A 26,022-nucleotide genomic window follows, 5' to 3' on the forward strand; every position below is an offset into this window, starting at 1 on the left:
CTATCTAGTAATCTTATGACGGGAATTTTAAAAAATTAACGAAATGCCGGTTCCTTTATGTTCTTCAGATTTAATATCTACCTCTATTTTATGGAATCGGGCAATGCTTTGCACAATGGCCAGTCCCAGGCCAAAGCCGTTTTCTTCGGTATTTCCCCTTTTAAACCGATCGAAAGCATTTTCTACCAGTGCCGCGCTCATACCTGATCCGGTATCGCTGATGGTGAGGATATATTTTTCGGCTTCGGTTTTATCTGTTATGGTAATCGCGCCCCCTTCAATATTATACTTTATTGCATTATTGATGATGTTGATTAAAAGGGTATGTATCAGTGCTTTATTTCCAGTAAAATGAAAATCCTTTGAAAGGTGGGCGTTATAACTGATGTTTTTATCTGCTATTCGATCTTCCAGATCTTCATATATATCATCGATTTCCTGTTTTAGGCTAATTTCTTCTGTTTTCAGATACTGATTGTTTTCTACCTTCGAAATGAGTAGCAAGCTGTTGATAATTACCTTTAAGCGGTTTAAGGTTTTTAAAGAGGCGTAGATTTTGTTTTCGTGCTCTACCGGAATATCTGGTGTGTTGAGCATATTTTCGAAGCGCGTACTTAAAATTGAAATGGGGGTAAGCAGCTCATGCGAAACATTAGCAATAAACTGCTTTTCTAAAGCGAAAAGTGTATTTATTTTACGCATTAAAGAGTTTATGCTATTATCAAGAATTTTAAAATCGTTGGTGGTAGTTGGTATATTCTGGTAATTGTAATGCGAAGGATCATCGACCAGGTTGATTTTTTTATCGATAATGAGATAAAAAGGCCTTAATAAAAAGTTTGAGAAGGTAAAATCTGCTACCAAAGTAATAAGTAAGGCGGCAACCAACACAATCAGCATGTAAAAACGGATCGAATTTTTAATGGATTGGAGCGCTGTCATCGTTTCTCCAATCTCCAAATTATACCAGTTTGTATGATAAGAAAATTTATAGTTTAAGATGCGGTATACTTCAATATCGCCCTCTATCTCTCTTTTTTCGGTAAATACCTTTGCTGTAGAATCTTTCTGATTGTCGGGTATATCCGTTAACACAATAAATTCTTCCTTTAAAATATTGTAATCGGTAAAGGATTGTTCCTTATTTAAAAGGCTATCGATCTCATTATCGTTTAAGTGTTTAATGATTTTGTTTTTCTTTTTGATTAAACGGTTGTCAAATTGGTTGTAAGCAAGTTTATCCAATGAAAATAGAATGATAGCCCCCAATACCAGAATAATGGCAATTTTGGTTACTGCATTGTATAAAGAAAACTTAACCTGTAACTTCATTTTGTTTAATGGTTCATTGGTAGATCGACGCTTAACCTCTGACTTCCCGAGTCTCTAGCAATTAATCCTATAGCCAATACTCCTTACGGTTTCAAACCAATCTGTTACACTCACTGCTGCAAGTTTTTTTCGCAGGTTTTTAACATGAACATCAACAAAGTTAGAATCAGAATTGACTTCTAAAATATCACCCCAAACGTGTTCAGTTAAACTCATTCTCGATACCACGCGGTTTTTGTTCAACACCAAATAGTTAAATATTTCGAATTCCTTTTTGGTGAGGTTTAATCTTTCATCACCAAATGAAACGGTCCTGTTCTGAATATTGAGCAAAAAATTATGAATGTTGACTTCATTTTTCTCTAACTTGTGTTTTCTACGGGTAATAGCGTGTATACGGGCCAAGAGTTCATTTAGCGAAAATGGCTTAGGTAAATAATCATCAGCGCCTTCGTCTAAGCCTTTAATACGGTCATCTACAGCGCTGCGGGCAGTTAAAATGATTACTGCATCATCACGATCTTTCATCGTTTTAAGTTGCTTTAAAATTTCAAAACCATCACCATCAGGCAAACCTAAATCGAGTAAAATGAAATCATAATTGTTTACAAATATTTTTTCTTCCGCAGAAGATTTTTTCCAGGCATGCTCTACAATAAATCCTTCTTTGCTCAAGAATTCATCCATTTCAAGCGCCAGGCTTTTTTCATCTTCAACTATGAGTACGTTCATTTTAATTTAGTTAATGTTCTTTAGTCTTTCAGCTTTATGCTTTAGTCTCTAAGACTAAGTTAATATTTTTTAAGATGATCGCACAAGCTTCTTTAATTTCTTCTTTGGTCATAATTAAAGGAGGGGCAATGCGCATAGAATTGCTGCAATGTAAAAACCAGTCTGATAACACACCGTCTAAAATGCAGGCATCAATGATTTTTTTATTGATCTCGAAATTTTCAAATTCAACCGCCAACATTAAACCTTTTCCCCTAATTTCTTTAATGGCAGGATGTTTTAAGCGTTGTTTAAACAACTGCCCTTTTTCTTCTACTTCATCAACAATATGGTCGTCAATTAAGGTACGTAAGGTCGCCAATCCAGCAGCGCAACAAACCGGGTGACCGCCAAAAGTAGTCATGTGACCCAAAATTGGCGTATGCGATAATACCGACATAATTTCCAGCGAACTGATAAAAGCCCCAATTGGCATTCCACCACCAATCCCTTTCGCCAGAAGCAGAACATCTGGCACAATATTATAATGCTCAAAGGCAAACATTTTACCGCTTCGGCCAAAACCTGATTGTATTTCGTCGAAGATCAATAAAGTTCCTGTTTCGGTACATTTGGTCCGCAAAGCCTGCATGTAACTTAAATCGGCAACTCTTATTCCGGCTTCACCTTGTATAGGTTCGATAAAAACAGCAGCAATTTCTGTAGTAATTTTTTCGAGATCAGCAATGTTATTATGTTCAATAAAACCTACATGTGGCAAGAATGGACCGTAGCCGGAGGAATAGAAATCGCTTTCCATTAAACTTTCGGCACCCTGCGTACTACCGTGGTAAGCATTTTTGCAGGCAATAAATCCTTTGCGGCCTGTGTAACGTTTGGCCAGTTTCATGGCGCCTTCTACAGCCTCCGTTCCTGAGTTTAAAAAGTAGGTGCAGCTTAAGCTTTCGGGTAGGATATCGGCAAGGGCTTTTGCAAAATTTACCTGAGGTGTTTGCACATATTCGCCATAAACCATTAGGTGCATGTACGTTTCTGCTTGCCCTTGAATAGCTTTCACTACCGCTGGATGGCAATGGCCAACATTACTTACGCCGATACCAGCAATCAGATCGATGTGTTTTTTGTTTTGGGCATCGTAAATATAAATTCCTTTTGCCCTTACAAATTCGAGCATAAGCGGCTCTGGAGAGGTTTGTGCATTGTGTTGTAAAAACAACTGACGTTGGGTAAGCATGGCACAAAAGTACGGAAATGATATAGTGCTTTAAAACAAAAAAAGACCTACATTGCTGTAAGTCTTTTTCTTTATTGCCTTTTACCGCCTTTAAATCTATTGAGTAATTCTCGTTTAAAACCTTCCTGAGCCCGGTAAAACTTTCCAACAATTTTTATTGGCAATACCGCTTTAAGTTTGTTGTAATATTTTTTATCGAGATTAAGATCTTTTTGCTTGAAATCGAATTCGCTGGTAATTAAACTTTGCACCTGTGCATCGGTTAGGTTATCTATTTCTGTCGTTTTTTTGAAAGAGATCATTTTTTGTATGCGTTCTTTGCGCAAGGCGTTTTGCTCTGCTTGCATATCGTTATAAATCGGCCAGAAAATTTTAGCCTCTTCTGGTGATAGGTCAAGTTTTTGAGTGAAAAAAGCTATTTTAAGTGATTCTATTTCTTCTCCCCTTGGTTTTTGTGCCAGTAAGGTAGTGGGTAATAAAAACATTAAAGCAACAAAAAGTAAATTCTTCATTATATCAATTATTTAGTTCCTGAGATAAATCACTTGATGAGAAATTACTCAAGATGTAGTTTTCCATTTCTGTATCTGACGCAGAGGCAGTTTTTATATTAGATGATGTAGTATTTTGCGCTTCTAAATGATCGATGATCGTACTTTCATCAATATCGTACAATAGCTGTTCGTTTATTGCTTCTGCAGATTGTACTTGCTGAATCACATTGGTAGAGCTATTCTGGTAAAAATATACGCCAAACGAAGCCATTAATAAGAAACATGCTGCGCTTGCATATTTAACAATGCTGCGCCTCCATAAAGGAATAATCTTAGTCTCCTTTTTAGGCTCAGATGCCGCAATCCTATCAGCAATTCTACGCTGCAGGGTGTCGAAATAATTTTCGGGTACTGCAAAGGCCTGATCTGCCTTAGGCATTTCAGACAGGGCAATCCGGGTTTGTATCCGTTCCGTTAAATCTTCAAAATAATTCTGCGGAACTTCAAAACTATTGTTATTTGTTTTCTGTTTCAACCCATCCAAAAATACAGCAGAAAAAATAGCCTCATCACAATTTTCGAAGTATCCATCAGGAACGGAGAAAGGATTGCGTTTCCCCATTGCCATAAGTGCAGGGGCTTCGTTCATCCAATCGTTATTTTCTATATTTTCGTTCATCACAGATATATGATACAATTAAAGTGAAAAGGTTTAATAGTCTATTTCATCATTTGTAATAAAAGCTTCAATTTTTTTTGCAGCGATATGAAACGATGCTTTTAAAGCCCCTACAGAGGTGCCTAACACTTCCGAAATCTCTTCATATTTCATGTCGTCGAAATATTTCATATTGAAGATAATCCGTTGTTTTTCAGGCAGAGTAAGAATTGCTTTTTGCAGTTTAAGCTCAAGTTTATCGCCGTTAAAATAAGATGAAGCAACTAAGTTGTCGGCAAGCTCGGATGATACTTCATCTAAAGGCGTATTGTTCCGCTGTTTTTGCTTATTTAAGAAAGTGATGGATTCGTTTGTGGCAATACGGTAAATCCAGGTATAAAGCTGAGAATCGCTCCTAAATTTATCGAGGTTTTTCCAAACTTTAACAAATACTTCTTGTAAAAGATCGTCGCAATCATCGTGGTTTAAAACCAGCCTGCGAATGTGCCAATATATTTTTTGCTGGTATTTTTTTAGCAACAGGTTAAAGGCTTCATTACGCGTACGCTCAACAGCGAACATTGCAAGAATTTCTGAATCTTCAACTTGTTTCATTTATGATCATTATAAAACCACAAAGACACGAAGTACACAAAGGTTTGGTTATACTTAGTGTTCTTAGTGTCTTTGTGGTTAAATTTTAAATTTTATTTTTTTCTGCCAATTACTTTTTGAACAGCTTCAACAATGTTTACAGCATCTAAGCCATATTTAGACATTAATTGATCTGGTGTTCCGCTTTCGCCAAAGGTATCGTTAGTGGCTACAAACTCCTGTGGAGTTGGCAATTCGGTAGTTAACAAACGCGCTACACTTTCGCCTAAGCCACCAAATTTATTATGCTCTTCGCAGGTAACCACACAACCAGTTTTCTTCACTGATTTTAAGATGGCTTCGTCATCTAATGGTTTAATGGTGTGGATATTGATAATTTCAGCATCGATACCCAATTCAGCTAATTTTTCACCAGCTTCGATTGCTTTCCAAACCATATGGCCAGTAGCAATAATGGTAACATCTGTTCCTTCGTTAACCATCCATGCTTTACCGATCTCAAATTTTTGATCCGGATCTGTAAATACAGGGATTACCGGACGGCCAAAACGTAAATAAACCGGACCTTCGTATTCTGCAATGGCCATTGTTGCTGCTTTAGTCTGGTTGTAATCGCAAGGATTGATTACTACCATTCCTGGCAACATTTTCATTAAACCTATATCTTCTAAAATTTGGTGGGTTGCACCATCTTCGCCTAAGGTTAAGCCTGCGTGAGATGCACAGATTTTAACGTTTTTATTGGAATAAGCTACCGATTGGCGGATCTGGTCATAAACCCGGCCTGTAGAAAAGTTGGCAAAAGTACCTGTAAAAGGGATCTTACCACCAATAGTCATGCCTGCTGCAATACCGATCATGTTTGCTTCTGCAATACCCACTTGGGTAAAACGCTCAGGAAAATCTTTAATAAAAGCATCCATTTTAAGCGATCCAACTAAATCGGCACATAAGGCAACCACATTTTCGTTTTTCTTTCCAGCCTCATGTAAGCCAGCTCCAAAACCCGAACGCGTATCTTTTTTTTCTGTATATGTATATTTTTTCACGAGCTTATCATTTTTTATTTAAAGGTGTTCAAGCTTGCTTCGCAGGTTTTCATACCCCAAACCCCTAAAGGGGCTTTATTTGTAGTTAAAATTAAAAGTTATTTACTCCCCCTTCAGGGGGCAGGGGGTTAGTAATCCCCTAAAGTTTCTGGTAATTGCGCTAACGCTGCTGCTAATTGTTCATCATTAGGCGCTGTACCATGCCATTTGTGTGTACCCATCATATAATCTACACCAGCACCCATTTGAGTACTCATTAAATTCAAGATCGGTTTGCCTTTTCCGGTTAATGTTTTAGCATAATGTAAACCTTCAACTATAGCTTGCATATCATTACCATCAGTATTGATAACGTGCCATCCGAAAGCTTCGAACTTAGCCTGTAAGCTATCCAAAGCAAGTACTTTGCTTGTTGGTCCATCAATCTGCTGCCCGTTATAATCAATCGATGCAATTAAATGGTCAACTTTATTAAAAGGGGCGAACATTGCTGCTTCCCAGTTTTGTCCTTCCTGTAATTCTCCATCACCTAATAAGGCAAAAATGTGAGATTTATCGCCGTTTAATTTTTTGGCTAATGCTGCACCAATGGCAACTGATAAGCCCTGGCCTAATGAGCCCGAAGCAATACGGATACCTGGTAAATGCTCATGGGTAGTGGGGTGACCTTGTAATCTAGAATCTAGTTTACGGAAAGTTGCCAGTTCACTTTTATCGAAATAACCAGCGTGAGCTAATGTACTGTACCATACCGGAGAAATGTGTCCGTTCGAAAGGAAGAAAAGATCTTCGCCAGCACCTTCCATTGTGAAGTCTGTTTTGTGGTTCAATACTTCAAAATATAAAGCTGTAAAAAAATCTGCACAACCAAGCGAGGCGCCTGGGTGACCTGATTGACATCCGTGAACCATTCTTACGATATCTCTTCTAATTTGAGAGGCAATATCTTCTAGCTCTTTAATTGTATGTTTCATTAAAATAAGAGGTTGTTGTTACATAGCAAAGGTAATATTTTACCCGCTATATCATAATTAGTTATTAATTAAATCGAGTACTTGTTGTGTTGAGTTTTTTGTGTCAACTTTTTTGATGATATGGGCAATTTTTCCATCGCCACCTATAATGAAAGTGGTACGTACTGTACCCATGTATTTTTTGCCGTACATATTTTTTTCTGCCCAAACACCATAGTCGTTTACAATTTTCTGGTTGGTATCGGCAAGCAGGGTAAATGGTAAGTTATGCTTGGCAACAAATTTCTGGTGCGATTTTTCATCATCAACGCTAACACCTAAAACCACAATGCCTTTTGCTTGTAAGCCCTGATAGTTATCCCTGAAATCGCAAGCTTCGGCAGTACAGCCTGGTGTATCATCTTTAGGGTAAAAATACAGAACAACTGTTTTACCTTGATAATCGCTTAAAGAAACTTCAATGCCGTTTTGATCTTTTGATGTAATTGCCGGTGCCTGATCACCTTCTTTTAACTCTGCCATAATTATTGGTTAATCGGTTAATGTTTAAATCGGTTCTTTATACTGTTAACTGCTGTGCAATTTAAACAGTTTAACTTATTATACTGTTCAATTTATGTTAAAAGATGACATTTCTTAGTGTAAATCATTGATATTGATGCCAAATCACTTGTAAAATCTGTAAATTCTTAAAAAAATGTTCCTATTTAAAGAATGTTGTCGTGTATTTTCTGGTATTTTCTTTCATATCCACTACAACTAATTCCAATGTATGCTTTCCTGAAGCTGTTCTTTCGTCGAAACTGTGCCAAAGCGTTGCTGTTTTGGTGTCAAATTCCATTAATGCCCATTTGCCATCGATATAACCATTAAAACTTTTTATGCCTGATAAATTATCACTGATCTTGAAAAATATTTTAGATAAACCGGCCATGTTTTTCCCTTCAGCAATATTTACAGGTATTATCCTTGGCGCAAGCGTATCAGTCGCGATATAAAAACTGCCGAAGTTTTTTGGAGTAGCCTTAACATAGCCATTCTCGAAAAATCCGCCCTGAGATGAACCATTGCTATTTACAATTAAGGCTTTGCTTCTCAAATTTTCCGGAAGGTTATCAGCCTTGATCGAGATATCGAAGCCGATATGCAAGGGTGTGTACCTATTGTGAATGTGGTGTACAGCCGACCAGGCATTTCCTGTTGGTTTAGGTAGTTTTTTATAAGTAAAATTTAAATCGCTGTACAATGTTCCCAGTGGGAAAACCACTTTAATGTCATCGTTATTAAACTCATTTACTTTATTATATGGATAAATTATCCCGGCGGGAATAACTGGCGCAGCAATAGGTGCAGTACCTGCATTTACGGTAAATGGTAGAACAGACGAGTTCCCTTTCGAATCGGTTATAGTGTAGCGTACTTGATGTGAAGCACCATCGTTAAAATTAATCCTACCACTGTTTACCAAACCGCTATAAATTTTTAAAGGGTTGCCTGGTTCAACAAAACTTTTCTGAATACTCCTTTTGGTATTTAAATAAGTTGGGTAATCGATGTGCGAGTTGATGGCCTTACTGTGTTCAAACGCAAAGCGTTCAAGGGCAGAAGTATATATTTTCTTCCCATCAACTTCCAGTTGGATCGAATACACCCCATTGGTGCCCGATAAGCCATTATGCCGATCGGTTACCACAATGCCGAAGCCAACCTCACCAGTTAAACTGATGGGGCCAGTAGTTTTATAGTTGCCATTTGCTCCGGTGATGCCGATCGCTTGTTTAGGTGTATTTTCGTTAAAGCTTTTACCATTTAAACGGTACACATATAAACCATGAATAACTGGCGGAATATTATCGGGTATGATGATCCCGAAAAACTGAGGATTTATAGTTTCTTCCGTTTTGGTATCTCTGATTTCGAAATGTAAATGCGGACCGCCCGAACTACCACGATTACCAGACCAGGCAATAATCTCGCCTTTATGTACCGGAATTAATGTGGCATCCGGGAACTCATCAATTTCAAATGATTTTTTTTCGTATTCAAGGTTTTTAACAATGGTTGCAATTTTGGGGGCGAAACGTTGAAGGTGTCCATATACGGTAGTGAAACCATTAGGGTGATTGATGTACAGCGCCTGTCCGAAACCACTGTTCTGTACCCTTAACCTGGAAATATATCCATCTGCAACGGCATAAACAGGGTAACCTTCGCGCTGATTGGTCCTGAAATCAATTCCAGAATGAAAGTGATTGCCGCGGATTTCGCCAAAAGAACCCGCAAGGGCAGGAGGACTAATGTCCAAAGGTTGTCTGAAATCTGTTATCGGATATTTGTTTGTACTGAAAATCTGTTGCGCCTGAACAAAAATTGAGGCAAATAAAAGGCAAATCGAAACCAAAAATTTTAACTTGTACTGGATCGGGTTTTTAATCATTCGTTACTTTGCATCAAAATTTAAGAGTTGCTTTCCTTCTAACCAGGCTTCCAATTTATCGCCTTTATTTATTTTTCCGACACCCTGCGGTGTTCCGGTAAAAATTAAATCGCCTTTTTTTAAAGTAATATATTGAGAAACAAAGCTGATTATCTTCTCGAACGAGAATAACAAATCTTTAGTATGGCCAACCTGACGGCTTTCGCCATTTACCTTCAACTCGAAATTTAGGTTGTAAAGATCTTCAAAGTCACTTTTAGGCTGAAAAATACTGATAGGTGCCGAGTTATCAAAAGCTTTGGCAAGCTCCCAGGGCAATCCTTTCTCTTTATGTTTGCTCTGGATATCGCGTGCGGTAAAATCGATGCCTAATCCAACTTCATCATAATAATTAGCTGCAAATTTTTCGGCAATATGTTTTCCTTCCTTGCAGATTTTTAAAACTACTTCCAGTTCATAATGAACATCATCAGAAAAATCGGGCAGGTAAAAAGGTTTATTATCTTTTAAAACGGCTGTATCAGGTTTCAGAAAAATTACTGGTGTAGTTGGAACCGGATTGTTCAGTTCTTTTGCATGTTCGGCATAATTTCGGCCAATGGCTATGATTTTCATTCTTAAGAATATGAAATATGATAAAATAGATGGGAATTGAATCCGCATCAATCAAAAATAGAAAAGAAAATGGTGTTATAAAACTGAGATCCGTTTTACTTGACTTTCTGAACCTGCGATAACCCTCAAAAAGTAAATACCAGGATTAATTCTGCTAGGGATGACGAAACTTTTGGTCTGCTCACCAGCATTTAATCGTTCGTTTGAAAGTGTTGCCACTTCATTTCCCAATAAATCAATGATTTTGATCGTAGTCTGTGTGCCATCTTTTCCGATAGATAAAATAATATTTAACTGATCTTCTACTGGATTGGGATATATTTTTACGATGGTTAACAATTTATCTTTCGCTACAACCGTTGTATTTTTAGGAGTTGTAGAGTAAGTATTGAACATTCCAGAACCGCCAACTGTCATATAAAGTGGTTTGTAAGGCGTAATGTTGGCTTTAATTTCAGGAATTCTGCTTACTTTTTTTGTTCTGTTTTTTAAGCTAATGCGAATACTATCAGCTTGTTGCGCCCAAGAATTTATACCGCACAGTACCACAATGCACAATGTGCATACAAGTTTTGTGAGGAACGTTATCTTAGCGTAGAGTTTCATCAAATTGGTATAGCAAATGTATTAATTTAAAACAAAGAAATTAAACATTTTGTTTAAAACCCATAATTTAACACAATTTAACAATAAAATTTAAATTTCATAGTGTTAAAAATACACAATAAATTGGTTGTTAAATTGTTATAGTTAGCTTACTTTTGCTCGCAAAAAATAATCAACGAAGTGTCAAATCATAAAAATGTCAACGCGTTAACCGCTGGTGGAGTCCTGGTGAGTTTGGGAATTGTTTTTGGCGATATAGGTACATCACCTTTGTATACCTTAAACGCAATTTTTACTACAATTTTAGGGGGGAAGCAAGATATCAATCCAACAAATGTTTTAGGGGTTTTATCTTGTATCATTTGGACATTAACCTTACAAACCACCATTAAGTATGTTATTATTACCCTAAGGGCTGATAATAAAGGTGAAGGTGGTATTTTCTCTTTATTCTCACTCGTGCGGAAAAAGGCCAAGTGGTTAGTGGTTCCAGCCGTTGTAGGCGGCTGTGCATTACTTGCAGATGGTATTATCACCCCTAGTATTACGGTAACATCGGCAATTGAGGGGCTTACCAATAAATTTGAGGTACCCGTTATTCCAATTGTACTAACCATTTTAACCATCTTATTTATTATCCAGCAGTTTGGAACCAATTTGGTTGGAAAGCTTTTTGGACCCGTAATGTTTGTGTGGTTTGCTGTTCTGGGTGTTTTGGGTATGTCTTTTATTGTTAAAGATTTCAGTATCCTAAAGGCATTTAATCCTTACTATGCCATTCATTTACTGGTTACCAATAAACTAGCGTTTTTAATCTTGGGCGGTGTGTTTTTATGTACAACAGGGGCTGAGGCCTTATATTCTGACTTAGGTCACTGCGGTAGAAATAACATCAGAACCAGCTGGATTTTCGTGAAGTTAACCCTTATCTTAAATTATTTAGGGCAAGGCGTTTGGATTTTGCAGAACAGCGGAAGTTATGTTCCAGGTGCAAAAATGAATCCATTTTTCCAGATCATTCCAGATCAGTTTCAAATTCCGATGGTTATACTGGCTACTATGGCTGCAGTAATTGCCAGTCAGGCTTTAATTAGTGGGTCTTTTACCTTAATTGCTGAAGCAGTACGTTTGAACCTTTGGCCTAAAATTAAAATTGTTTACCCATCGGTTTCTAAAGGCCAGCTATATGTTCCCTCTATTAACTGGATGTTATGGATTGGTTGCTGTGGTATTGTACTGTTGTTCCAAAAGGCAGAGAAAATGGATGCGGCCTATGGTTTATCTATTACCATAGCCATGTTAATGACCACCATTCTGGTTAGTTTTTATTTGAGAAGCAGACGTTTCCCGAAATATTTAGTTGCGATATTCTTTTTTACCTATGTAATTATTGAAGGAACATTTTTGATCAGTAATTTAACCAAATTCTTACATGGTGGTTGGGTAACAGTATTAATCGGCTCGTTATTGTTTACAGTGATGTGGAGTTGGTTTGTAGCCCGAAAAATCAAAAACCGTTTTGTTAAATATGTCGAAATTGAGGATTATTATGAGATTTTAACTGAACTGAGCGGAGATGAATCGGTTCCGAAATACTCGTCTCAGCTGGTTTATTTAACCAGTGCAAACTTTAAAACGGAGATCGAATCGAAAATTATCTATTCCATTATTCAAAAGGAACCAAAACGTGCTGATGTGTACTGGCTAGTGCACGTTGATGTAATGGACGAGCCTTATACCTTAGATTATAAAGTAGAATTCCTGATCCCTGGAAAACTGATTAGGATTGATTTTAGATTAGGTTTCAGGATTGAGCAACGTGTAAATTTACTTTACCGTAAAGTGGTTGAAGAGTTGGTGAAGAATGGAGAAATCGATATTACCAGTCAGTACACTTCGTTAAACAAACATAAAATTGCTGGTGATTTCAGGTTTGTTCTTTTAGAAAAACATTTATCTAAGTTTACCAAGTTGAGTTTCTACGAAAGACAGATTATGGATTATTACTTTATCCTTAAAAAATTAAGTTTATCAGAAGAGCGGAGTTTTGGCTTGGATAGTAGTTATGTTGATGTAGAGAAAGTTCCATTGATTTTCGTTACACCAGATGATATTGAATTAAATAGATTACCGGTTTAATTAATGAGAGCTGCGATTTTAATATTGGGAGTGAGTTTATTTATAGCTGGACCTGTAGCTAAATTATACCATTTCGATCATGCCAATAATTATATGATTGCATCTGGATTAGGGCTGGTGATGATTACTGCCCTGGCCTTTATAAAGAAGAAATAAACAAATCCTCTTTCTGTTAAAGAAAGGGGATTTGTTGTTAGAAGGACATTTGCGAGATCGTCACCCTGAACTTGTTTCAGGGTCTTATCACTCGAGGGCTATCGGTTGGTGTCTCACCGACCGAAATATTAATCTCTAAAATGTGTAAGTATCCCGAACTGATCTATCCCTGTTTCATAGAAACTTACGCTACTCCATTTATAATCTTCTGGCTGTACGCATAGACTCCATTTTTCTTGAATCGGATCATGTATATAATCGAGTTTTTGTATCAGGATATCTTCTTTGCTCAAAGGGATGGCCAGTGGATCTCTTTTCCAAAACTGAAATATTCTATCATTCTTTTGTGAACGGTATTGGTTTATAAGCGGAGGGTTATTAACTAACAAGTACCTCCTGAACTCGTGCGCTGTAAATTTTGTAAAGCTAGCTGCAGGAGCTTCCTTTCCGTTTAATTTCAACATATTCCAGATTAAATGAATGTGGTTAGACATAATCACATAGCCATATACTTCAATAAGTTTTTGATTGACTAAAAATTTCAGTGAATTTATGATGATCATTTTTAAGTTATCATCATTTAATAAATGTGCAAAGTCACAGATTGTATCTGTATAGAAATATGGATAGTTATAATCCATTTGTCCCTGTCTTTTATGTAAGATAAGCATTATTTAGTTTAGTGTTTAAGTTGCAGGGATAACTTAAACTCAAGATACAAAAAATAATAATAATTGTTATGAAATTTGTTTCGGTCGGTGAGACACCGACCGATAGAATTGTCATATAGTATTCCTAAACCTCCGGATTTGCCAATTTACTATGCCTATAACCATAAGCAAAATAAACTACGAGGCCAACTACTAGCCAGATACCGAAACCGATCCAGTTCGAAATGCCAAGTTCGCACATCATGTACAAACAGCTGATTAGTCCTAAAACCGGAATTAACGATAAGTTTTTGGTAACGCAATAGTAGGTAATCACCACACAGATGATCAGGAAAATCCACATCGGTATTTTGTGTTTAAACAACCCCCAACCACTTTCGTATTTCTTTTCTACTGGTACTTTTGAGGCTGAAATAAACTGTTCGTAACGATCAGCTGGTAATGCACTTAAATAAGATTCTGCATCTACTTTTTCGGCCAATACAATTTGTGGTGTGGCATTTTTAACAATTTCCTCTTTAACAATTTTAAGTTCATCGCCACTTAAAGAAGTAACAAATGTTACCGTTTGGATTGTTTTAGGGGAATTGAAAAAGAAAGCTTTTGTTTCTTTCCTATATTTTGTGAATGCAAAAAATATAGTCGCAATTAAAACAATAGGTACAATAAACTTACTGTTTACATAAGGTATTTTGAATTTTCCACGCTGTACATCAGGCCTGTTCTGTAATACTAAAACCCCAGCACAAACCAGTACGAAAGCGAAAAGCGTTCCGATAGAACAGAGATCTGTAACGATAGTAAGATTCATAAACAATGATGGTACGGCCACCACAAAGCCTACTACAATGGTTGCGAACGAAGGCGTTTTGTATTTAGGGTGAATTTTCGAAAAAGATTTTGGCAATAAGCCATCTCTGCTCATGCTCATCCAGATACGTGGTTGTCCCATTTGAAAAACCAAAAGCACACTGGCCATGGCAAATACCGCACTTACAGCAATAATACCGCTCATTAATTTTAGGTTGATCTGATCAAAAACGAATGCCAACGGATCGCCAACGGCTAAAGTATCTGATTTAACAATACCTGTTAAAACCAGCGCAATAGCCACATAAAGGATGGTACAGATTATTATCGCCCACATCATTCCGCGGGGTAAATCACGCTGTGGGTTTTTACATTCTTCGGCCGTTGTAGAAATGGCATCGAAACCGATATAAGCAAAAAATACTGCCGAAACACCCTTTAAAACTCCAGAAACACCATTCGGAGCAAATGGATCCCAGTTTTTAGTGTCTACATAAAATATACCTACTGCTAATACCAAAAGAATTACCGCAAGTTTAACCACAACCATCGCGTTGCTGGCATTGCGGCTTTCTTTCATTCCACGGTAAATTAACCAGGTAATTAAAATAATAATACCTAAAGCAGGAATATCTGCAACGAGGTGAAAACTACCGATTGTTGGGGCGGTAAGCCATGCGTTATTGGCCAAGGCTGTAGCCGAATCTAAATCTGCCAGGTTTTTGCCAGCCGCCAAAAGCGCTTCAGCATGTTTATGTCCGTTATAAGCACTTAAATAGTCCATTGTCATCCAATCTGGTACATGGATGCCCTCTATGCCGAGGGGAGGTATTTTTATGGTAGAGAGTAGTCCTGTAAAATAATCAGACCAGGATATGGCTACCGTGATATTACCGATGGAATATTCCATAATGAGCGACCACCCGATAATCCAGGCAACCAGTTCGCCGAAGGCTACATAAGAATAGGTATAAGCACTGCCCGAAACAGGTACCATTGAAGCAAACTCTGCGTAAGCAAAGGCCGCAAAACTACAGGCTACTGCCGTAAAAATAAATAAAAAGATTACCGCCGGACCTCCGTCTGCACTTGCCTTGCCAATCGTACTAAAAATTCCTGCTCCAATAATCGCTGCAATTCCAAAAGCTGTTAAATCGCGTACTCCGAGTGTTTTATGTAATGTATTTTCATGGTCGCCATAGCCTTTTGCCGCATCTTGTAATATCTTGGAAATAGATTTCTTTCTGAATAGCTTTTCGAACATCTTTTATTTGCTTGTTTCTTCAAACTTATAAAAAGTTTGGTTAAAAACGTTTAAAGCAGGATATAATTTTCAATACACCAGGCTAATGTGGCAAAATGCCATCGAAAGAATCACAATTATTAGATTAAAGTCAAAATTTGCAATTATTTGGGTTGAATAATGCTTTGTTTGATTCGCATAATTCTAGGATAAGTGAAACAGTTAATTTTGTCGTCAATAATCAGCAAGGCGCATCAAAGAATACGTGTCTTGTTTGATTGGAATATTTATATACCATTACAGTATCATTATGAACGCAGATATAACACAAATAAAATACATTAAAGAGCGTCACCAGGGTTTGGCTACTTTACTGGCCTTTGCCTTAATTCCATTATCGGGTTTTGCTACCGATATTTATATCCCCTCATTACCTACCATGGCTGGCGAAATGCAGGTGAGCAATGTTCAGGTTCAACTTACACTTAGCATTTTTCTAATTAGTTATGGAGTTGCACAACTTTTTATCGGTAGTGTGCTCGATAGTTTTGGAAGGTATAAAATCTGTTTATACGCATTATTAATTTTCGCTGCAGCAAGTATCATCATTGCAACTACCCATAACATTTACCTTATTTATTTAATGCGTATTATCCATGGTCTTACTGTAGGCGCAATTGTAGTGGCCAAACGAGCTTACTTTGTCGATCTCTTCGAAGGCGATCAGCTAAAACATTACTTAAGTTTGTTCTCGATCATCTGGTCTACCGGACCAATTGTAGCACCTTTTATTGGTGGTTATCTGCAAGCAGTATTTGGTTGGGAATCTAATTTCTATTTCTTGGCTGGTTTTGCGCTTGTTTTTGCAGTATTGGAGTTGTTGTTCAGTGGCGAAACATTAAAACATTTTACCGATTTTCAACTGAAAAAGATAACAGGTATTTATATCAAAATGATTAAAACAACAAGCTTTACCTTAGGTATTGTGATGTTGGGTTTAGCTTATTGTATGGTGATGGTTTACAATATGACTGGTCCGTTTATTATTGAGCACCATTTTAAATTTTCTCCGGTTATTGCAGGTTATAGTTCCCTGTTTTTAGGTTTCGCCTGGATGGTAGGAGGCTTTATCGGCAAGGCCACCATTAACAGGCCCTTCTTTAAACGATTAATGATCAACTCGCTGTTTCAGGTAGCATTTGTAGTCCTGATGATTGTAAGTTTAAATTTTGTTTCTAACCTCTGGTCGCTAATTTTCTTTGCTTTTTTAATCCATGTAGGAGCAGGCTTCACCTTTAATAATTACTTTACTTTCTGTCTAAGCAAATTCCCCAAAAATGCAGGAATTGCAGGTGGCTTAACAGGAGGGATTACCTATGTTATTGTTTCTTTTTTGAGTTACGGTATCGTAAATCTGATCCCTGCTAAGGATGAACGGAACCTAAGTTATAGCTATCTGATCATGATCTTAATCTCGGTTTTGGTGATGTTTGTTATCCTTAAGATTAGAAAGAAAGATGAGGTCTAGGTAGGTACTGTCACAGTAATAGAAACAAAGTTTTTTTTTGAAGAGCAGCGTCTGTATTTCATAGTCAGGGTTCTGTCCTGCTGTTTGTTACAATCCTTTTGGGGAAATTTTAATAAGAATAATTCATCCAATACCCAAAAGGGATTTTCACTTCCATCAGGTCTATTCTTTGGGTACAGCCGATAAAACAATGGTTTTGATCACCGAAAAAATGTGAGGTAGGTAGCAGCTGTATATGCTTATTTAGTTTCCGTGGCAGCTGTGTTTCCGTGGCAAAAAATGCTTAGTGAGATGCTAAGGTCAATTGACAATTCTCCCTTGGGTTATCACGCTGAACGGAGTCAAAGCACCTTTGCAACGCCCATGCCGGTAAAAAAAGAATTAAACTTCGGTCTTAGCGAGACGCTAAGACCAAAAATCGTATTAATCTGTGCTCATCCTTTTTATCTGTGGTTCATAAAAACAAAAAAGTCGTGGCAAATACCACGACCCTCATTATATTATATTACTATTGTTGAGGGGAAAGCTTTCTACCTTCCGCCTCAAAACCTTCTGCCTTATCCCAGTTTCTCCAGTTCCGTTTTTACAAAACTTGCCAGTTCTTTTACATATTCTGCGCTGAAATCAAATTTAATTCCTGCGGTCTCATATATTTCGTTCATTGGTTTTGTGTAACCCAAAGCAAGTGCAGCCAAATATTGTTCTAAAGCTTTCTTAGGATTTTCTTTATAGTTTTTCCAAACGGCAATGGCACCTAACTGGGCAATTGCATATTCAATATAGTAAAACGGAACTTCGAATAAATGCAGTTGTTTCTGCCAGCCATTTCCAAATTGTTGTTCTAAATCCGTCCAATCGGCAAAGCCAGCGCCAAAACGGTTAAAAATCTGCTTAAAGGTTTCTTCACGATCAGCTGCCGTATGATTAGGGTTGGTGTAAATCCAGTGTTGAAACTGATCAATAACAGCTACCCAAGGCAAAGTTTTCAAAACATCAGCCAGCTGTTCTTTTTTGGCACGGTTTAAATCTTCTTCATTGTCGAAATAAACATCCCAGTTATCCATAGAGATGAGTTCCATACTCATCGATGCGAGTTCAGCAACTTCAGAAGGGCAATGTTTAAAATCGTTTAGCTCTAAATTTGCAGTTAAAAAAGTATGAATTGCATGACCACCTTCATGAACCATTGTGGTTAAATCGCGCAAGGAATTTGCCGAATTCATGAAGATAAACGGGGCTCCGGTTTCGGCCAATGGGTAATTGTAACCACCTGGCGCTTTACCCTTTCTGCTCTCTACGTCAAAAAGGTTATTGGCTTTCATAGTTGCCAATTTTGAGCCTAACTTTTCATCAATGGCATTAAAGCAGGCAATACTTTTATCAATCAGTTCTTCGCCGTTGTTAAAAGGTTTCAAAGCTGGTTTGCCACTAATGCTTACTTCTAAATCCCAAGGCTTTAATACTTCTAGTCCTAAAGCTTCTCGGCGTTTTTCGGCCTGCTCTTTTAAAATCGGTACTATTTCTTTTTCAATGGCGTTGGCAAAATCGTAACAGTCTTGTGGGGTATAATCGAAACGGCCCAAAGCCTGGAACATATAATCACGGTAGTTCTCAAAACCAGCATTCAAAGCAACCTGATTGCGCAGTTTAATTAGCTCATCAAATAAGACGTTTAAATTATCTTTATCAACCAAGCGGCGTTGTTGAATCGTTTTCCACGCATTTTCGCGTACCTCGCGGTTTAAATCTTTGATAAAGATCGAGGCTTGTTCCAAAGTATATTCCTGGCCATTTAGCTCAACACTCATGGCGCCTGTAATGCCCTGGTATTTTTGTTGTTTCACCTGTAATTCGGTAAACAGCTCAATATTTTCATCGCGGTAAAGCTCTAATGCTTTTTTTATCGCACGGCTGTAAACGAAATATTTTTCTTTGTCCAGGTTATCCATAAAAGGACTTTCGACAAACTTTTTGTTCAATTCGTTGGCTAATGGAGAAATCTTCGGCTCTATTTCAGTTGCAAAATATTGGAAATTTTTAACCAATTCTTCATTTGCGGTATCGCAGCTCATTTTAATATATCTCCAGGCAAAATCTTCTTCTAAAGCTGCTTCAAGTTCCGAACGGTCTTTTAACCAGTGTTCTAACTCAGCGGTGCCGGTTATTTCGCGGTTTTGCAGTTCGGTAAAAAGGGGCTCTAAATTTTCCCAGGTAATGTTTAGTTCCTGTGGAATATATGTTCTAGGTTTCTTAGTTATCATAATAGTTAATTATTGAATTAGAGAATGATTGAAGGAGTGAATGGTTTAGCGCAATGTTATATTCTCTCATTCAAAATTCAATCATTCACTCATTTATTTATGTCTCAAATACGCATCTATTAAAAAGCATATCGCAAATACTACCGATGCATAACCATTTAAGGTTTGAAACGCCCTGTTTACTTTGCTGATATCGTTTGGTTTTACCAATAAGTGCTGATAAATCAACATCGAACAGAAAAACACAATACCTACGTAATAAACCCAGCTAAAGGATGTAAAAAACACAGGCAAAATAACACAGGTAGCAGAGAGTATATGCAACATCACCGAAACATTCAAAGCATTTTTAATGCCAAGTGCCGATGGGATGGAGTGTAATTTTTCTTTCCGGTCAAACTCTTCGTCCTGTAAGGCATATATAATATCAAATCCGCTCACCCAAAACAACACCGTTAAGGAGTACAGCACAGGGACCAAGGCAAAATGTCCTGTTACGGCGATGTAAGCGCCGATAGGAGCAAGCGCCAGGCCTAAGCCCAATACCAAATGGCAAAGCGCCGTAAATCTTTTGGTATAACTATAAAACAAAACTACAAACAAAGCTACTGGCGACAGATAGAAACAAAGCGGATTAATAAAGTAAGTGGTAATGGCGAAAAGTACACAATTGGCGATTACGAAAATCAGCGCTTCGTTTGCCGAAACTTTACCTGCAGGAATATCACGCATTTTGGTGCGTGGATTTTTTGCATCAATATTTCTGTCCAGATACCGGTTAAAAGCCATGGCCGAGTTTCTGGCAAAAACCATACAAAGCAAAACTAAAATCAGTTTATACCAGGAAAATGGATTTTCTGTTGTGGTTACGCCCAAAAAGAAACCGATCATGGCAAACGGTAACGCAAAAACAGAGTGGGCGAATAATACGAGTGAAAAGTATTTTTTCATTTTTTTTAGAACTGATTAATTTCCCGTTGGGGATGATTTCACAGATTATTTGATTTCACAGATTTTTTATTGTTAAACTGAAAATTGCGCACTGTGGACTGAAAACTGTTAAAACCTCTTATAATCTGTTGGCACAACAAAATCTTTATTTACCTCATAAATGAAATTCAGCACTTCATCTTTTCCGGTTCCTTTTTCGGCAGAGGAAATAAAGGTGGCAGGAATCTCTTCAAAAAACTCACCTAGTTTTTTCTTAAAGGCAGCTACGTTTTTCTGGGTGGTGGTCATGCCCTGTTTATCGGCTTTGGTAAAAATTAACGAAAACGGTATCTGTTTTTCACCTAACCAATAGCAAAATTCTATATCAATTCCCTGAGGCTCTAAACGGCTGTCTATCAAAACAAAAACACATTGTAAACTTTCCCTTTTGGTTATATAGGCACGGATAAATTTCTCCCATTTCTCTCTGCTGGTTTTAGAAACCTTGGCATAGCCATACCCGGGTAAATCGACAATGTACCAGGCTTCGTTAATCAAAAAGTGATTAATTAACTGTGTTTTTCCAGGGCGTTGAGAGGTTTTGGCTAATCCATGTTGATTAACCAACATATTGATTAATGAAGATTTACCCACGTTAGAGCGGCCAATAAATGCATATTCGGGCATAGTTGGTGCCGGTAGTGCCGAAATCTGGGTGTTGCTGCAAACAAATGTTGCCATTTTGATAATCATAGTGCAAAGGTAGGGTTTTGAGTCCGAAGTCCGAAGTCGGAAGTCCGAAGTACAAATTGATAATTTTTTAAATATGATTTTTGACACTACACTGAATACTTTGCACCAAAGACTTCGGACTCCGGACTAAAGACTCCCGACTTTTCTCTATCTTTGCCCCATATCATGAATCAGAATATCACCCCATACCAAGTAGAAGATGCAACTAAAAAGGAGCAGGTTGCAACCATGTTTAACAACATTTCGGGTACTTACGATTTTTTAAACCATTTTCTTTCTTTAGGGATTGATGTATTATGGCGTAAGAAAGCCATTAAAGAACTGGTTTCCATCCACCCGAGAACCTTGCTCGATGTAGCTACGGGAACTGGCGATTTTGCCTTTGAAGCCATTAAAAAGCTTCATCCCGAAAAGGTAATTGGCGTTGATATTTCTGAAGGAATGTTAGAAGTAGCCAAGAAGAAAATTAACGAACGTAGTTTAAACGAAGTTTTTGCCGTTCAGGTAGGCGATTCTGAAGGTCTGCATTTCGAAAATGATACTTTTGATGCGATTACCTGCGCTTATGGGGTGCGTAATTTCGAAAACCTCGAAAAAGGATTAACCGATATGTACAGGGTATTAAAGCCTAATGGGAAAATGGTGATATTGGAATTTTCGAAACCAAAGGTTTTTCCGGTAAAACAATTGTATAGTTTTTATTTTAAACAGGTAACGCCTTTCTTTGGAAAACTATTTTCTAAAGACCACAGAGCCTATACCTATTTGCCAGAATCGGTAGCAGCTTTTCCTGACGGAGAAGATTTTACCAACCTGATGGAAAAAGTTGGCTTTAAAAGTACCAAACAAAGAATTTTAACGTTTGGAATTAGTTCGATATATGTAGGAACCAAATGATCAGAAAATTAAGCCTCATTCTTTCACTTTTTATTATTTCTATAACCGCCTTTGCTCAAAATTGGGGTGGTGGAATAGATGATGAAGATTGGAGTTTTGGTTTTAATTTCCAGTATATCTCAGCCGAATACAAAATTCTTAAAAAACAAAATTGGCGATCGCCCTTTTATGAGGTGCCAAATTCCCTGGATCCTTCTTACGATCCAAATTCGGGCATTCCGGTTACCTCAACATTAAATTCTATTTCAAGCCCGCCATCGCAAGGTTTTGGTTTGGGGTTTGTAATGAACAGAATGATCTCTGATAACTTCGATATCAGGGCAACGCCCTCCATTATTTTTAGCGATAGGATAGTAACTTATGAGTATGAACCGATGGCGCCGATCAACGTGGGGAATGGGCAAACGAAAAACTTTCAAACCGTGGTTGAGAGAAAAGTTCAGGCTACCATGTTCGAGTTTCCATTAGGCCTAAAGGTGAAGTCGAACCGGATGAACAATTTTAGGGTATATTGGTTAGGCGGCGCTAAATATTCGATAGATATAGCTTCGAAAAAGAAAACCTTCGATGAAGGCGAAACACCGGTAAATAAGTTTTTAAAAAACCAAAGAAATTACCTGTCGTACGAAACAGGTATTGGTTTCGATATTTATTTCGAGTATTTTAAAATGTCGCCCGAAATAAAACTCTCGTACTCGACCAACGATTTGCTTCAGCACGACAATACGGTTTATGCCAATCCGATAGATAAGTTGAAATTACGTCAATTAACATTCAGTTTGATTTTTCAATAGTCCTGCAATCCAAAAAAACTTACCTTTGTTGTTGTCGGTAAATCAAAGATGCCATCTTAAAGAATTACCGAGGCTTAAAATTCATAAAAATGTCTAAAATCGCATTAATTACAGGCGCAACTTCTGGTATTGGCGAAGCTTGTGCACATACATTCGCCCAACAGGGTTACCATCTGGTATTATTGGCCCGCAGGGAAGATCGGTTGGCAAAAATTGCCCATCATTTAGAAGACAAGTATGCTATTACCATCAAACAGGTTTTTGCTGATGTGCGCGATAAAGAAAGTCTTACCGCTGCTTTAGAAGTTTTGCCAGCAGAATGGAAAAAGGTTGATGTTTTGATTAACAATGCGGGCTTAAGCCAGGGTTTAGATCCGATTGATAAAGGCGATACCAACGATTGGGACACCATGATTGATACGAATGTAAAGGGTTTGCTTTATGTAACCAAAATTGTTTCCAACTGGATGATACCAAACCAATCAGGCCATATTATTAACATTGGCTCTATTGCCGGAAAAGAAGTTTATCCAAATGGAAACGTATATTGTGCCAGCAAACATGCAGTTGATGCTTTGAGTAAAGGGATGCGTATCGATTTATTGCCCCATGGCATAAAAGTTACCGAAATTAATCCGGGCATGGTAGAAACCGAATTTTCGGTGGTGCGCTTTAAAGGTGATGAAGACCGGGCGAAAAAAGTATATGAAAACCTGGAGCCACTAATTGCCGACGATATTGCGGATGCCATTTGGTATGTAGTAAGCAGGCCAAAACATGTTAACATTAACGACATGCTGATTATGCCTACCGCACAGGCTACAGCAACAATTATAAATAGAGGTTAACTGTTTAAATTGTTTAAACTGGTTAACTGTTGTGAACAGCAATGGCATTTAAACAATTAAGAGAGGAAGGATATGAGCTATAAACCATTAACCATGGACCATCAGCCAGAACAATTAACCGATTTAAACAGTTAACCGATTAACCTTATCAGAATTAACCGATTAAAACAATTAGTCAAGAAAATGATATCAAACACAATAGATCAGGAAATAAAAAAAGCCATGTTGGCTAAAAACAATGCACAGTTAAGAGGTTTAAGAGCAATAAAGGCGGCTTTACTTTTAGCTAAAACAGAGAAAGGATCTTCAGAAGAAATTACGGAAGAAACTGAACTTAAAATTCTTCAGAAACTGATTAAACAACGCCGCGAATCTGCTGATATTTACAAACAACAAAATCGCGAAGATTTGTATCAGGTAGAAGAAGAAGAAATTGAAGTAATCAGTCAATTTTTGCCAAAACAATTAGATAGGGCAGAGGTTGCTGCAATTATCGAGACTGTAATCAAACAATCTGGTGCTACATCGGTTAAGGATATGGGGAAGGTAATGGGCATGGCGAATAAGGAACTTGCAGGTAAAGCTGATGGTAAATTAATTGCTGAGATTGTTAAAGAAAAACTAGCTTAATTTAAAGCTAAAAGCAGAAAGACTAAAGCTTAAAGCGCATTTATCGCTAGTTGCTAGTCGCTTACCGCTTTACAAATGGCGTTTTTATACCGTTGTCGATTTTATTTCAGAAAAATGGCATAGAAATGCATAAATTTAATTTTACTCTACTAACTTAGTAGCACAATACCATCTAGAATATATATGACCTACCCGATAATAGAAGAAGACGGATTTAAATACATCGAAGCTGGAACAGGCGAAACACTGGTATTGCTACATGGCCTAATGGGCGAATTAAGCAATTGGGAACTGGTTATAGAACAGTTTAAAGATCGCTATCGTGTAATTATTCCAATTTTACCGATTTATGATTTGCCCATTTTAACATTGGGCGTAAAAGCACTGTCGAGATATCTTCATCGCTTTTTAAAATATAAAAATTTAAACCAGGTAGTGCTTGTTGGTAATTCGCTTGGTGGCCATGTAGGGTTGGTATTTACGGTTGCCCACCAGGAGTTTGTTAAAGCCTTGGTATTAACAGGTAGCTCTGGTTTATACGAAAATGCTTTTGGAGGATCTTTCCCGCGTAGAGAGAGCTACGATTACATTAAGGAAAAAGTAGAGTTTACTTTTTACGATCCTGCAACTGCAACCAAAGAACTGGTTGATGACGTTTTTAAAACGGTTAACGATAGATCGAGGGTCATTAGGATTTTAACCATGGCAAAATCGGCAATACGCCACAACATGGCTAAAGAACTGTCGAAAATTACCATACCCGTTTCTTTAATATGGGGTAAAAATGATAAGGTTACGCCACCAGAAGTGGCAGAAGAATTTCATGAGTTGTTGCCGAATTCGGAATTAAACTGGGTTGATAAGTGTGGGCATGCGCCTATGATGGAACATCCTGAAATATTTAATGCATTTTTAGAGAAATTTTTAGATAGAATATTGTTAAAATAAATGTTTGCAGCAGAAATCATATCAGATGCAATACCATCATTAAGAGCCGATGACACGGTGCAGAAAGCTTTAGATCGTATGAACGATTTTAAACTAAAGCATTTGCCAGTTGTTAACGAGGTAACTTTATTGGGTTTGGTTGCTGAAGATGATTTACTAAATATTGATAATCACGATACACTTTTAAGCGATAGTGCGGTAAACATACTTAATGTTTTCGTGTTAAGTAACGTACATACTTATGATGTAATCAGGTTGTTGAGTCAATTAAAATTAACAGCTGTTCCGGTTTTGGATCAACAGAAAAATTACCTGGGTTTAATTTCGATCAATAACATGGTAAATGCCGTGGCCGAGCAGTATGCGGTAAATGAACCTGGAGGAATTATCGTTTTGGAGATCAGTAACCGCGATAATTCTCTGGCACATATTGCACAGATTGTTGAAGCCGATAATGCACAGGTGCTCTCTTCTTACGTGAATTCTTTCGAAAATTCTACACGTTTAGAAGTAACGCTCAAAGTAAACAAAACAGAAATTACTTCATTGGTAGCTTCTTTCGAAAGATATGATTATCTGGTTAAAGAGGTATACAATAACACACAGATTGATGATGGGTCGCAGGAGCGTTACGATTCTTTCATGAACTATTTAAATGTATAAACCTA

General features: G+C 37.5%; 26 protein-coding genes. 9 read left to right on the forward strand and 17 right to left on the reverse strand.

Annotated features, from left to right (window positions below):
* Nucleotides 1–27: 27 nt before the first annotated feature.
* From EYS08_RS10735 to EYS08_RS10790, 12 genes are all read right to left on the reverse strand, one after another.
* Nucleotides 28–1,332, reverse strand: a complete 1,305-nt coding sequence (locus tag EYS08_RS10735; RefSeq protein ID WP_131030037.1) for a sensor histidine kinase — start codon at nt 1,330–1,332, stop codon at nt 28–30.
* A gap of 54 nt (nt 1,333–1,386) precedes the next feature.
* Nucleotides 1,387–2,064 carry a response regulator transcription factor gene (locus EYS08_RS10740; RefSeq protein WP_131030038.1) on the reverse strand — a complete coding sequence of 226 codons (678 nt, stop codon included), beginning with the start codon at nt 2,062–2,064 and terminating at the stop codon, nt 1,387–1,389.
* A gap of 34 nt (nt 2,065–2,098) precedes the next feature.
* Complete coding sequence (locus EYS08_RS10745; protein ID WP_165456422.1) at nt 2,099–3,298, reverse strand: aspartate aminotransferase family protein; 1,200 nt, start codon at nt 3,296–3,298, stop codon at nt 2,099–2,101.
* Between the two features lie 71 nt (nt 3,299–3,369).
* A complete protein-coding gene (locus EYS08_RS10750; protein WP_131030039.1) occupies nt 3,370–3,810 on the reverse strand; it encodes a hypothetical protein in 441 nt (146 codons plus the stop codon).
* 4 nt (nt 3,811–3,814) lie between these two features.
* Nucleotides 3,815–4,489 carry a hypothetical protein gene (locus EYS08_RS10755; protein ID WP_165456423.1) on the reverse strand — a complete coding sequence of 225 codons (675 nt, stop codon included), beginning with the start codon at nt 4,487–4,489 and terminating at the stop codon, nt 3,815–3,817.
* Nucleotides 4,490–4,504: 15 nt separating this feature from the next.
* Complete coding sequence (locus EYS08_RS10760) at nt 4,505–5,065, reverse strand: RNA polymerase sigma factor (protein WP_025145705.1); 561 nt, start codon at nt 5,063–5,065, stop codon at nt 4,505–4,507.
* A gap of 92 nt (nt 5,066–5,157) precedes the next feature.
* Nucleotides 5,158–6,114 carry a transketolase family protein gene (locus tag EYS08_RS10765; RefSeq protein WP_029274068.1) on the reverse strand — a complete coding sequence of 319 codons (957 nt, stop codon included), beginning with the start codon at nt 6,112–6,114 and terminating at the stop codon, nt 5,158–5,160.
* A 128-nt stretch (nt 6,115–6,242) separates the two neighbouring features.
* Entirely contained in the window at nt 6,243–7,088 is an 846-nt protein-coding gene (locus EYS08_RS10770; protein ID WP_131030041.1) for a transketolase, read from the reverse strand.
* Between the two features lie 57 nt (nt 7,089–7,145).
* The gene (gene bcp / locus EYS08_RS10775; RefSeq protein WP_131030042.1) at nt 7,146–7,610 is read right to left on the reverse strand and encodes a thioredoxin-dependent thiol peroxidase; all 465 of its coding nucleotides are present in this window, start codon (nt 7,608–7,610) and stop codon (nt 7,146–7,148) included.
* 181 nt (nt 7,611–7,791) lie between these two features.
* The gene (locus tag EYS08_RS10780; protein ID WP_131030043.1) at nt 7,792–9,525 is read right to left on the reverse strand and encodes a M23 family metallopeptidase; all 1,734 of its coding nucleotides are present in this window, start codon (nt 9,523–9,525) and stop codon (nt 7,792–7,794) included.
* 3 nt (nt 9,526–9,528) lie between these two features.
* On the reverse strand, nt 9,529–10,140 hold the full coding sequence (locus tag EYS08_RS10785) for a fumarylacetoacetate hydrolase family protein (protein ID WP_131030044.1): 612 nt from the start codon (nt 10,138–10,140) through the stop codon (nt 9,529–9,531).
* A 75-nt stretch (nt 10,141–10,215) separates the two neighbouring features.
* Nucleotides 10,216–10,746, reverse strand: a complete 531-nt coding sequence (locus EYS08_RS10790) for a T9SS type A sorting domain-containing protein (RefSeq protein WP_244215926.1) — start codon at nt 10,744–10,746, stop codon at nt 10,216–10,218.
* Nucleotides 10,747–10,926: 180 nt separating this feature from the next.
* Here EYS08_RS10790 and EYS08_RS10795 point away from each other — a divergent pair, with 180 nt between their 5' ends.
* Both EYS08_RS10795 and EYS08_RS25690 read left to right on the forward strand, forming a co-directional pair.
* Nucleotides 10,927–12,885, forward strand: a complete 1,959-nt coding sequence (locus EYS08_RS10795) for a KUP/HAK/KT family potassium transporter (RefSeq protein WP_131030045.1) — start codon at nt 10,927–10,929, stop codon at nt 12,883–12,885.
* Between the two features lie 3 nt (nt 12,886–12,888).
* Nucleotides 12,889–13,041 (forward strand): hypothetical protein, encoded by a 153-nt coding sequence (locus EYS08_RS25690; protein ID WP_165456424.1) that lies wholly within the window; start codon nt 12,889–12,891, stop codon nt 13,039–13,041.
* A gap of 128 nt (nt 13,042–13,169) precedes the next feature.
* Here EYS08_RS25690 and EYS08_RS10800 read toward each other — a convergent pair whose 3' ends face one another.
* Both EYS08_RS10800 and EYS08_RS10805 read right to left on the reverse strand, forming a co-directional pair.
* Nucleotides 13,170–13,712 (reverse strand): transposase, encoded by a 543-nt coding sequence (locus EYS08_RS10800; protein ID WP_131030046.1) that lies wholly within the window; start codon nt 13,710–13,712, stop codon nt 13,170–13,172.
* 124 nt (nt 13,713–13,836) lie between these two features.
* Complete coding sequence (locus tag EYS08_RS10805; RefSeq protein ID WP_131030047.1) at nt 13,837–15,786, reverse strand: amino acid permease; 1,950 nt, start codon at nt 15,784–15,786, stop codon at nt 13,837–13,839.
* A gap of 289 nt (nt 15,787–16,075) precedes the next feature.
* Here EYS08_RS10805 and EYS08_RS10810 point away from each other — a divergent pair, with 289 nt between their 5' ends.
* A complete protein-coding gene (locus tag EYS08_RS10810) occupies nt 16,076–17,293 on the forward strand; it encodes an MFS transporter (protein WP_131030048.1) in 1,218 nt (405 codons plus the stop codon).
* Nucleotides 17,294–17,850: 557 nt separating this feature from the next.
* Here EYS08_RS10810 and EYS08_RS10815 read toward each other — a convergent pair.
* The 3 genes from EYS08_RS10815 to yihA all read right to left on the reverse strand — a co-directional run bounded on the left by EYS08_RS10815 (nt 17,851) and on the right by yihA (nt 21,237).
* Nucleotides 17,851–19,554 (reverse strand): M3 family oligoendopeptidase, encoded by a 1,704-nt coding sequence (locus tag EYS08_RS10815; RefSeq protein ID WP_131030049.1) that lies wholly within the window; start codon nt 19,552–19,554, stop codon nt 17,851–17,853.
* A 93-nt stretch (nt 19,555–19,647) separates the two neighbouring features.
* The gene (locus EYS08_RS10820; RefSeq protein ID WP_131030050.1) at nt 19,648–20,505 is read right to left on the reverse strand and encodes a UbiA-like polyprenyltransferase; all 858 of its coding nucleotides are present in this window, start codon (nt 20,503–20,505) and stop codon (nt 19,648–19,650) included.
* Between the two features lie 108 nt (nt 20,506–20,613).
* Complete coding sequence (gene yihA, locus EYS08_RS10825) at nt 20,614–21,237, reverse strand: ribosome biogenesis GTP-binding protein YihA/YsxC (protein ID WP_131030051.1); 624 nt, start codon at nt 21,235–21,237, stop codon at nt 20,614–20,616.
* Between the two features lie 165 nt (nt 21,238–21,402).
* Between yihA and ubiE the strand changes: the two genes are divergently transcribed.
* The 6 genes from ubiE (at nt 21,403) to EYS08_RS10855 (ending at nt 26,017) form a co-directional block, all read left to right on the forward strand.
* Nucleotides 21,403–22,134 carry a bifunctional demethylmenaquinone methyltransferase/2-methoxy-6-polyprenyl-1,4-benzoquinol methylase UbiE gene (gene ubiE, locus EYS08_RS10830; RefSeq protein ID WP_208745839.1) on the forward strand — a complete coding sequence of 244 codons (732 nt, stop codon included), beginning with the start codon at nt 21,403–21,405 and terminating at the stop codon, nt 22,132–22,134.
* Entirely contained in the window at nt 22,131–22,928 is a 798-nt protein-coding gene (gene porT / locus EYS08_RS10835; protein ID WP_131030052.1) for a type IX secretion/gliding motility protein PorT/SprT, read from the forward strand. The genes ubiE and porT overlap by 4 nt, the downstream gene beginning before the upstream one ends.
* Before the next feature lie 89 nt (nt 22,929–23,017).
* Nucleotides 23,018–23,776, forward strand: coding sequence for an SDR family oxidoreductase (locus EYS08_RS10840; RefSeq protein WP_131030053.1), 759 nt, complete (start codon nt 23,018–23,020; stop codon nt 23,774–23,776).
* Nucleotides 23,777–23,959: 183 nt separating this feature from the next.
* Entirely contained in the window at nt 23,960–24,406 is a 447-nt protein-coding gene (locus tag EYS08_RS10845; RefSeq protein WP_131030054.1) for a GatB/YqeY domain-containing protein, read from the forward strand.
* A 183-nt stretch (nt 24,407–24,589) separates the two neighbouring features.
* A complete protein-coding gene (locus EYS08_RS10850; protein WP_057932771.1) occupies nt 24,590–25,354 on the forward strand; it encodes an alpha/beta fold hydrolase in 765 nt (254 codons plus the stop codon).
* The gene (locus EYS08_RS10855) at nt 25,355–26,017 is read left to right on the forward strand and encodes a CBS domain-containing protein (protein ID WP_131030055.1); all 663 of its coding nucleotides are present in this window, start codon (nt 25,355–25,357) and stop codon (nt 26,015–26,017) included. It abuts the gene before it with no gap.
* Nucleotides 26,018–26,022 lie beyond the last annotated feature (5 nt).

It is taken from the genome of Pedobacter kyonggii (assembly GCF_004310665.1).
Taxonomy (GTDB): Bacteria; Bacteroidota; Bacteroidia; order Sphingobacteriales; family Sphingobacteriaceae; genus Pedobacter; species Pedobacter kyonggii.

Bases quoted from the DNA above. Each gene is read 5' to 3' on its own strand.
- EYS08_RS10855 (WP_131030055.1), top strand. From the start codon at position 25,355: ATGTTTGCAGCAGAAATCATATCAGATGCAATACCATCATTAAGAGCC.
- ubiE (WP_208745839.1), top strand. From the start codon at position 21,403: ATGAATCAGAATATCACCCCATACCAAGTAGAAGATGCAACTAAAAAG.
- EYS08_RS10785 (WP_131030044.1), bottom strand. From the start codon at position 10,140: ATGAAAATCATAGCCATTGGCCGAAATTATGCCGAACATGCAAAAGAA.
- EYS08_RS10770 (WP_131030041.1), bottom strand. From the start codon at position 7,088: ATGAAACATACAATTAAAGAGCTAGAAGATATTGCCTCTCAAATTAGA.
- EYS08_RS10735 (WP_131030037.1), bottom strand. From the start codon at position 1,332: ATGAAGTTACAGGTTAAGTTTTCTTTATACAATGCAGTAACCAAAATT.
- yihA (WP_131030051.1), bottom strand. From the start codon at position 21,237: ATGATTATCAAAATGGCAACATTTGTTTGCAGCAACACCCAGATTTCG.
- EYS08_RS10850 (WP_057932771.1), top strand. From the start codon at position 24,590: ATGACCTACCCGATAATAGAAGAAGACGGATTTAAATACATCGAAGCT.
- EYS08_RS10750 (WP_131030039.1), bottom strand. From the start codon at position 3,810: ATGAAGAATTTACTTTTTGTTGCTTTAATGTTTTTATTACCCACTACC.
- EYS08_RS10840 (WP_131030053.1), top strand. From the start codon at position 23,018: ATGTCTAAAATCGCATTAATTACAGGCGCAACTTCTGGTATTGGCGAA.
- EYS08_RS10760 (WP_025145705.1), bottom strand. From the start codon at position 5,065: ATGAAACAAGTTGAAGATTCAGAAATTCTTGCAATGTTCGCTGTTGAG.
- EYS08_RS10810 (WP_131030048.1), top strand. From the start codon at position 16,076: ATGAACGCAGATATAACACAAATAAAATACATTAAAGAGCGTCACCAG.
- EYS08_RS10780 (WP_131030043.1), bottom strand. From the start codon at position 9,525: ATGATTAAAAACCCGATCCAGTACAAGTTAAAATTTTTGGTTTCGATT.
- porT (WP_131030052.1), top strand. From the start codon at position 22,131: ATGATCAGAAAATTAAGCCTCATTCTTTCACTTTTTATTATTTCTATA.
- EYS08_RS10800 (WP_131030046.1), bottom strand. From the start codon at position 13,712: ATGCTTATCTTACATAAAAGACAGGGACAAATGGATTATAACTATCCA.
- EYS08_RS10745 (WP_165456422.1), bottom strand. From the start codon at position 3,298: ATGCTTACCCAACGTCAGTTGTTTTTACAACACAATGCACAAACCTCT.
- EYS08_RS10820 (WP_131030050.1), bottom strand. From the start codon at position 20,505: ATGAAAAAATACTTTTCACTCGTATTATTCGCCCACTCTGTTTTTGCG.
- EYS08_RS10815 (WP_131030049.1), bottom strand. From the start codon at position 19,554: ATGATAACTAAGAAACCTAGAACATATATTCCACAGGAACTAAACATT.
- EYS08_RS10790 (WP_244215926.1), bottom strand. From the start codon at position 10,746: ATGAAACTCTACGCTAAGATAACGTTCCTCACAAAACTTGTATGCACA.
- EYS08_RS25690 (WP_165456424.1), top strand. From the start codon at position 12,889: ATGAGAGCTGCGATTTTAATATTGGGAGTGAGTTTATTTATAGCTGGA.
- bcp (WP_131030042.1), bottom strand. From the start codon at position 7,610: ATGGCAGAGTTAAAAGAAGGTGATCAGGCACCGGCAATTACATCAAAA.
- EYS08_RS10740 (WP_131030038.1), bottom strand. From the start codon at position 2,064: ATGAACGTACTCATAGTTGAAGATGAAAAAAGCCTGGCGCTTGAAATG.
- EYS08_RS10805 (WP_131030047.1), bottom strand. From the start codon at position 15,786: ATGTTCGAAAAGCTATTCAGAAAGAAATCTATTTCCAAGATATTACAA.
- EYS08_RS10845 (WP_131030054.1), top strand. From the start codon at position 23,960: ATGATATCAAACACAATAGATCAGGAAATAAAAAAAGCCATGTTGGCT.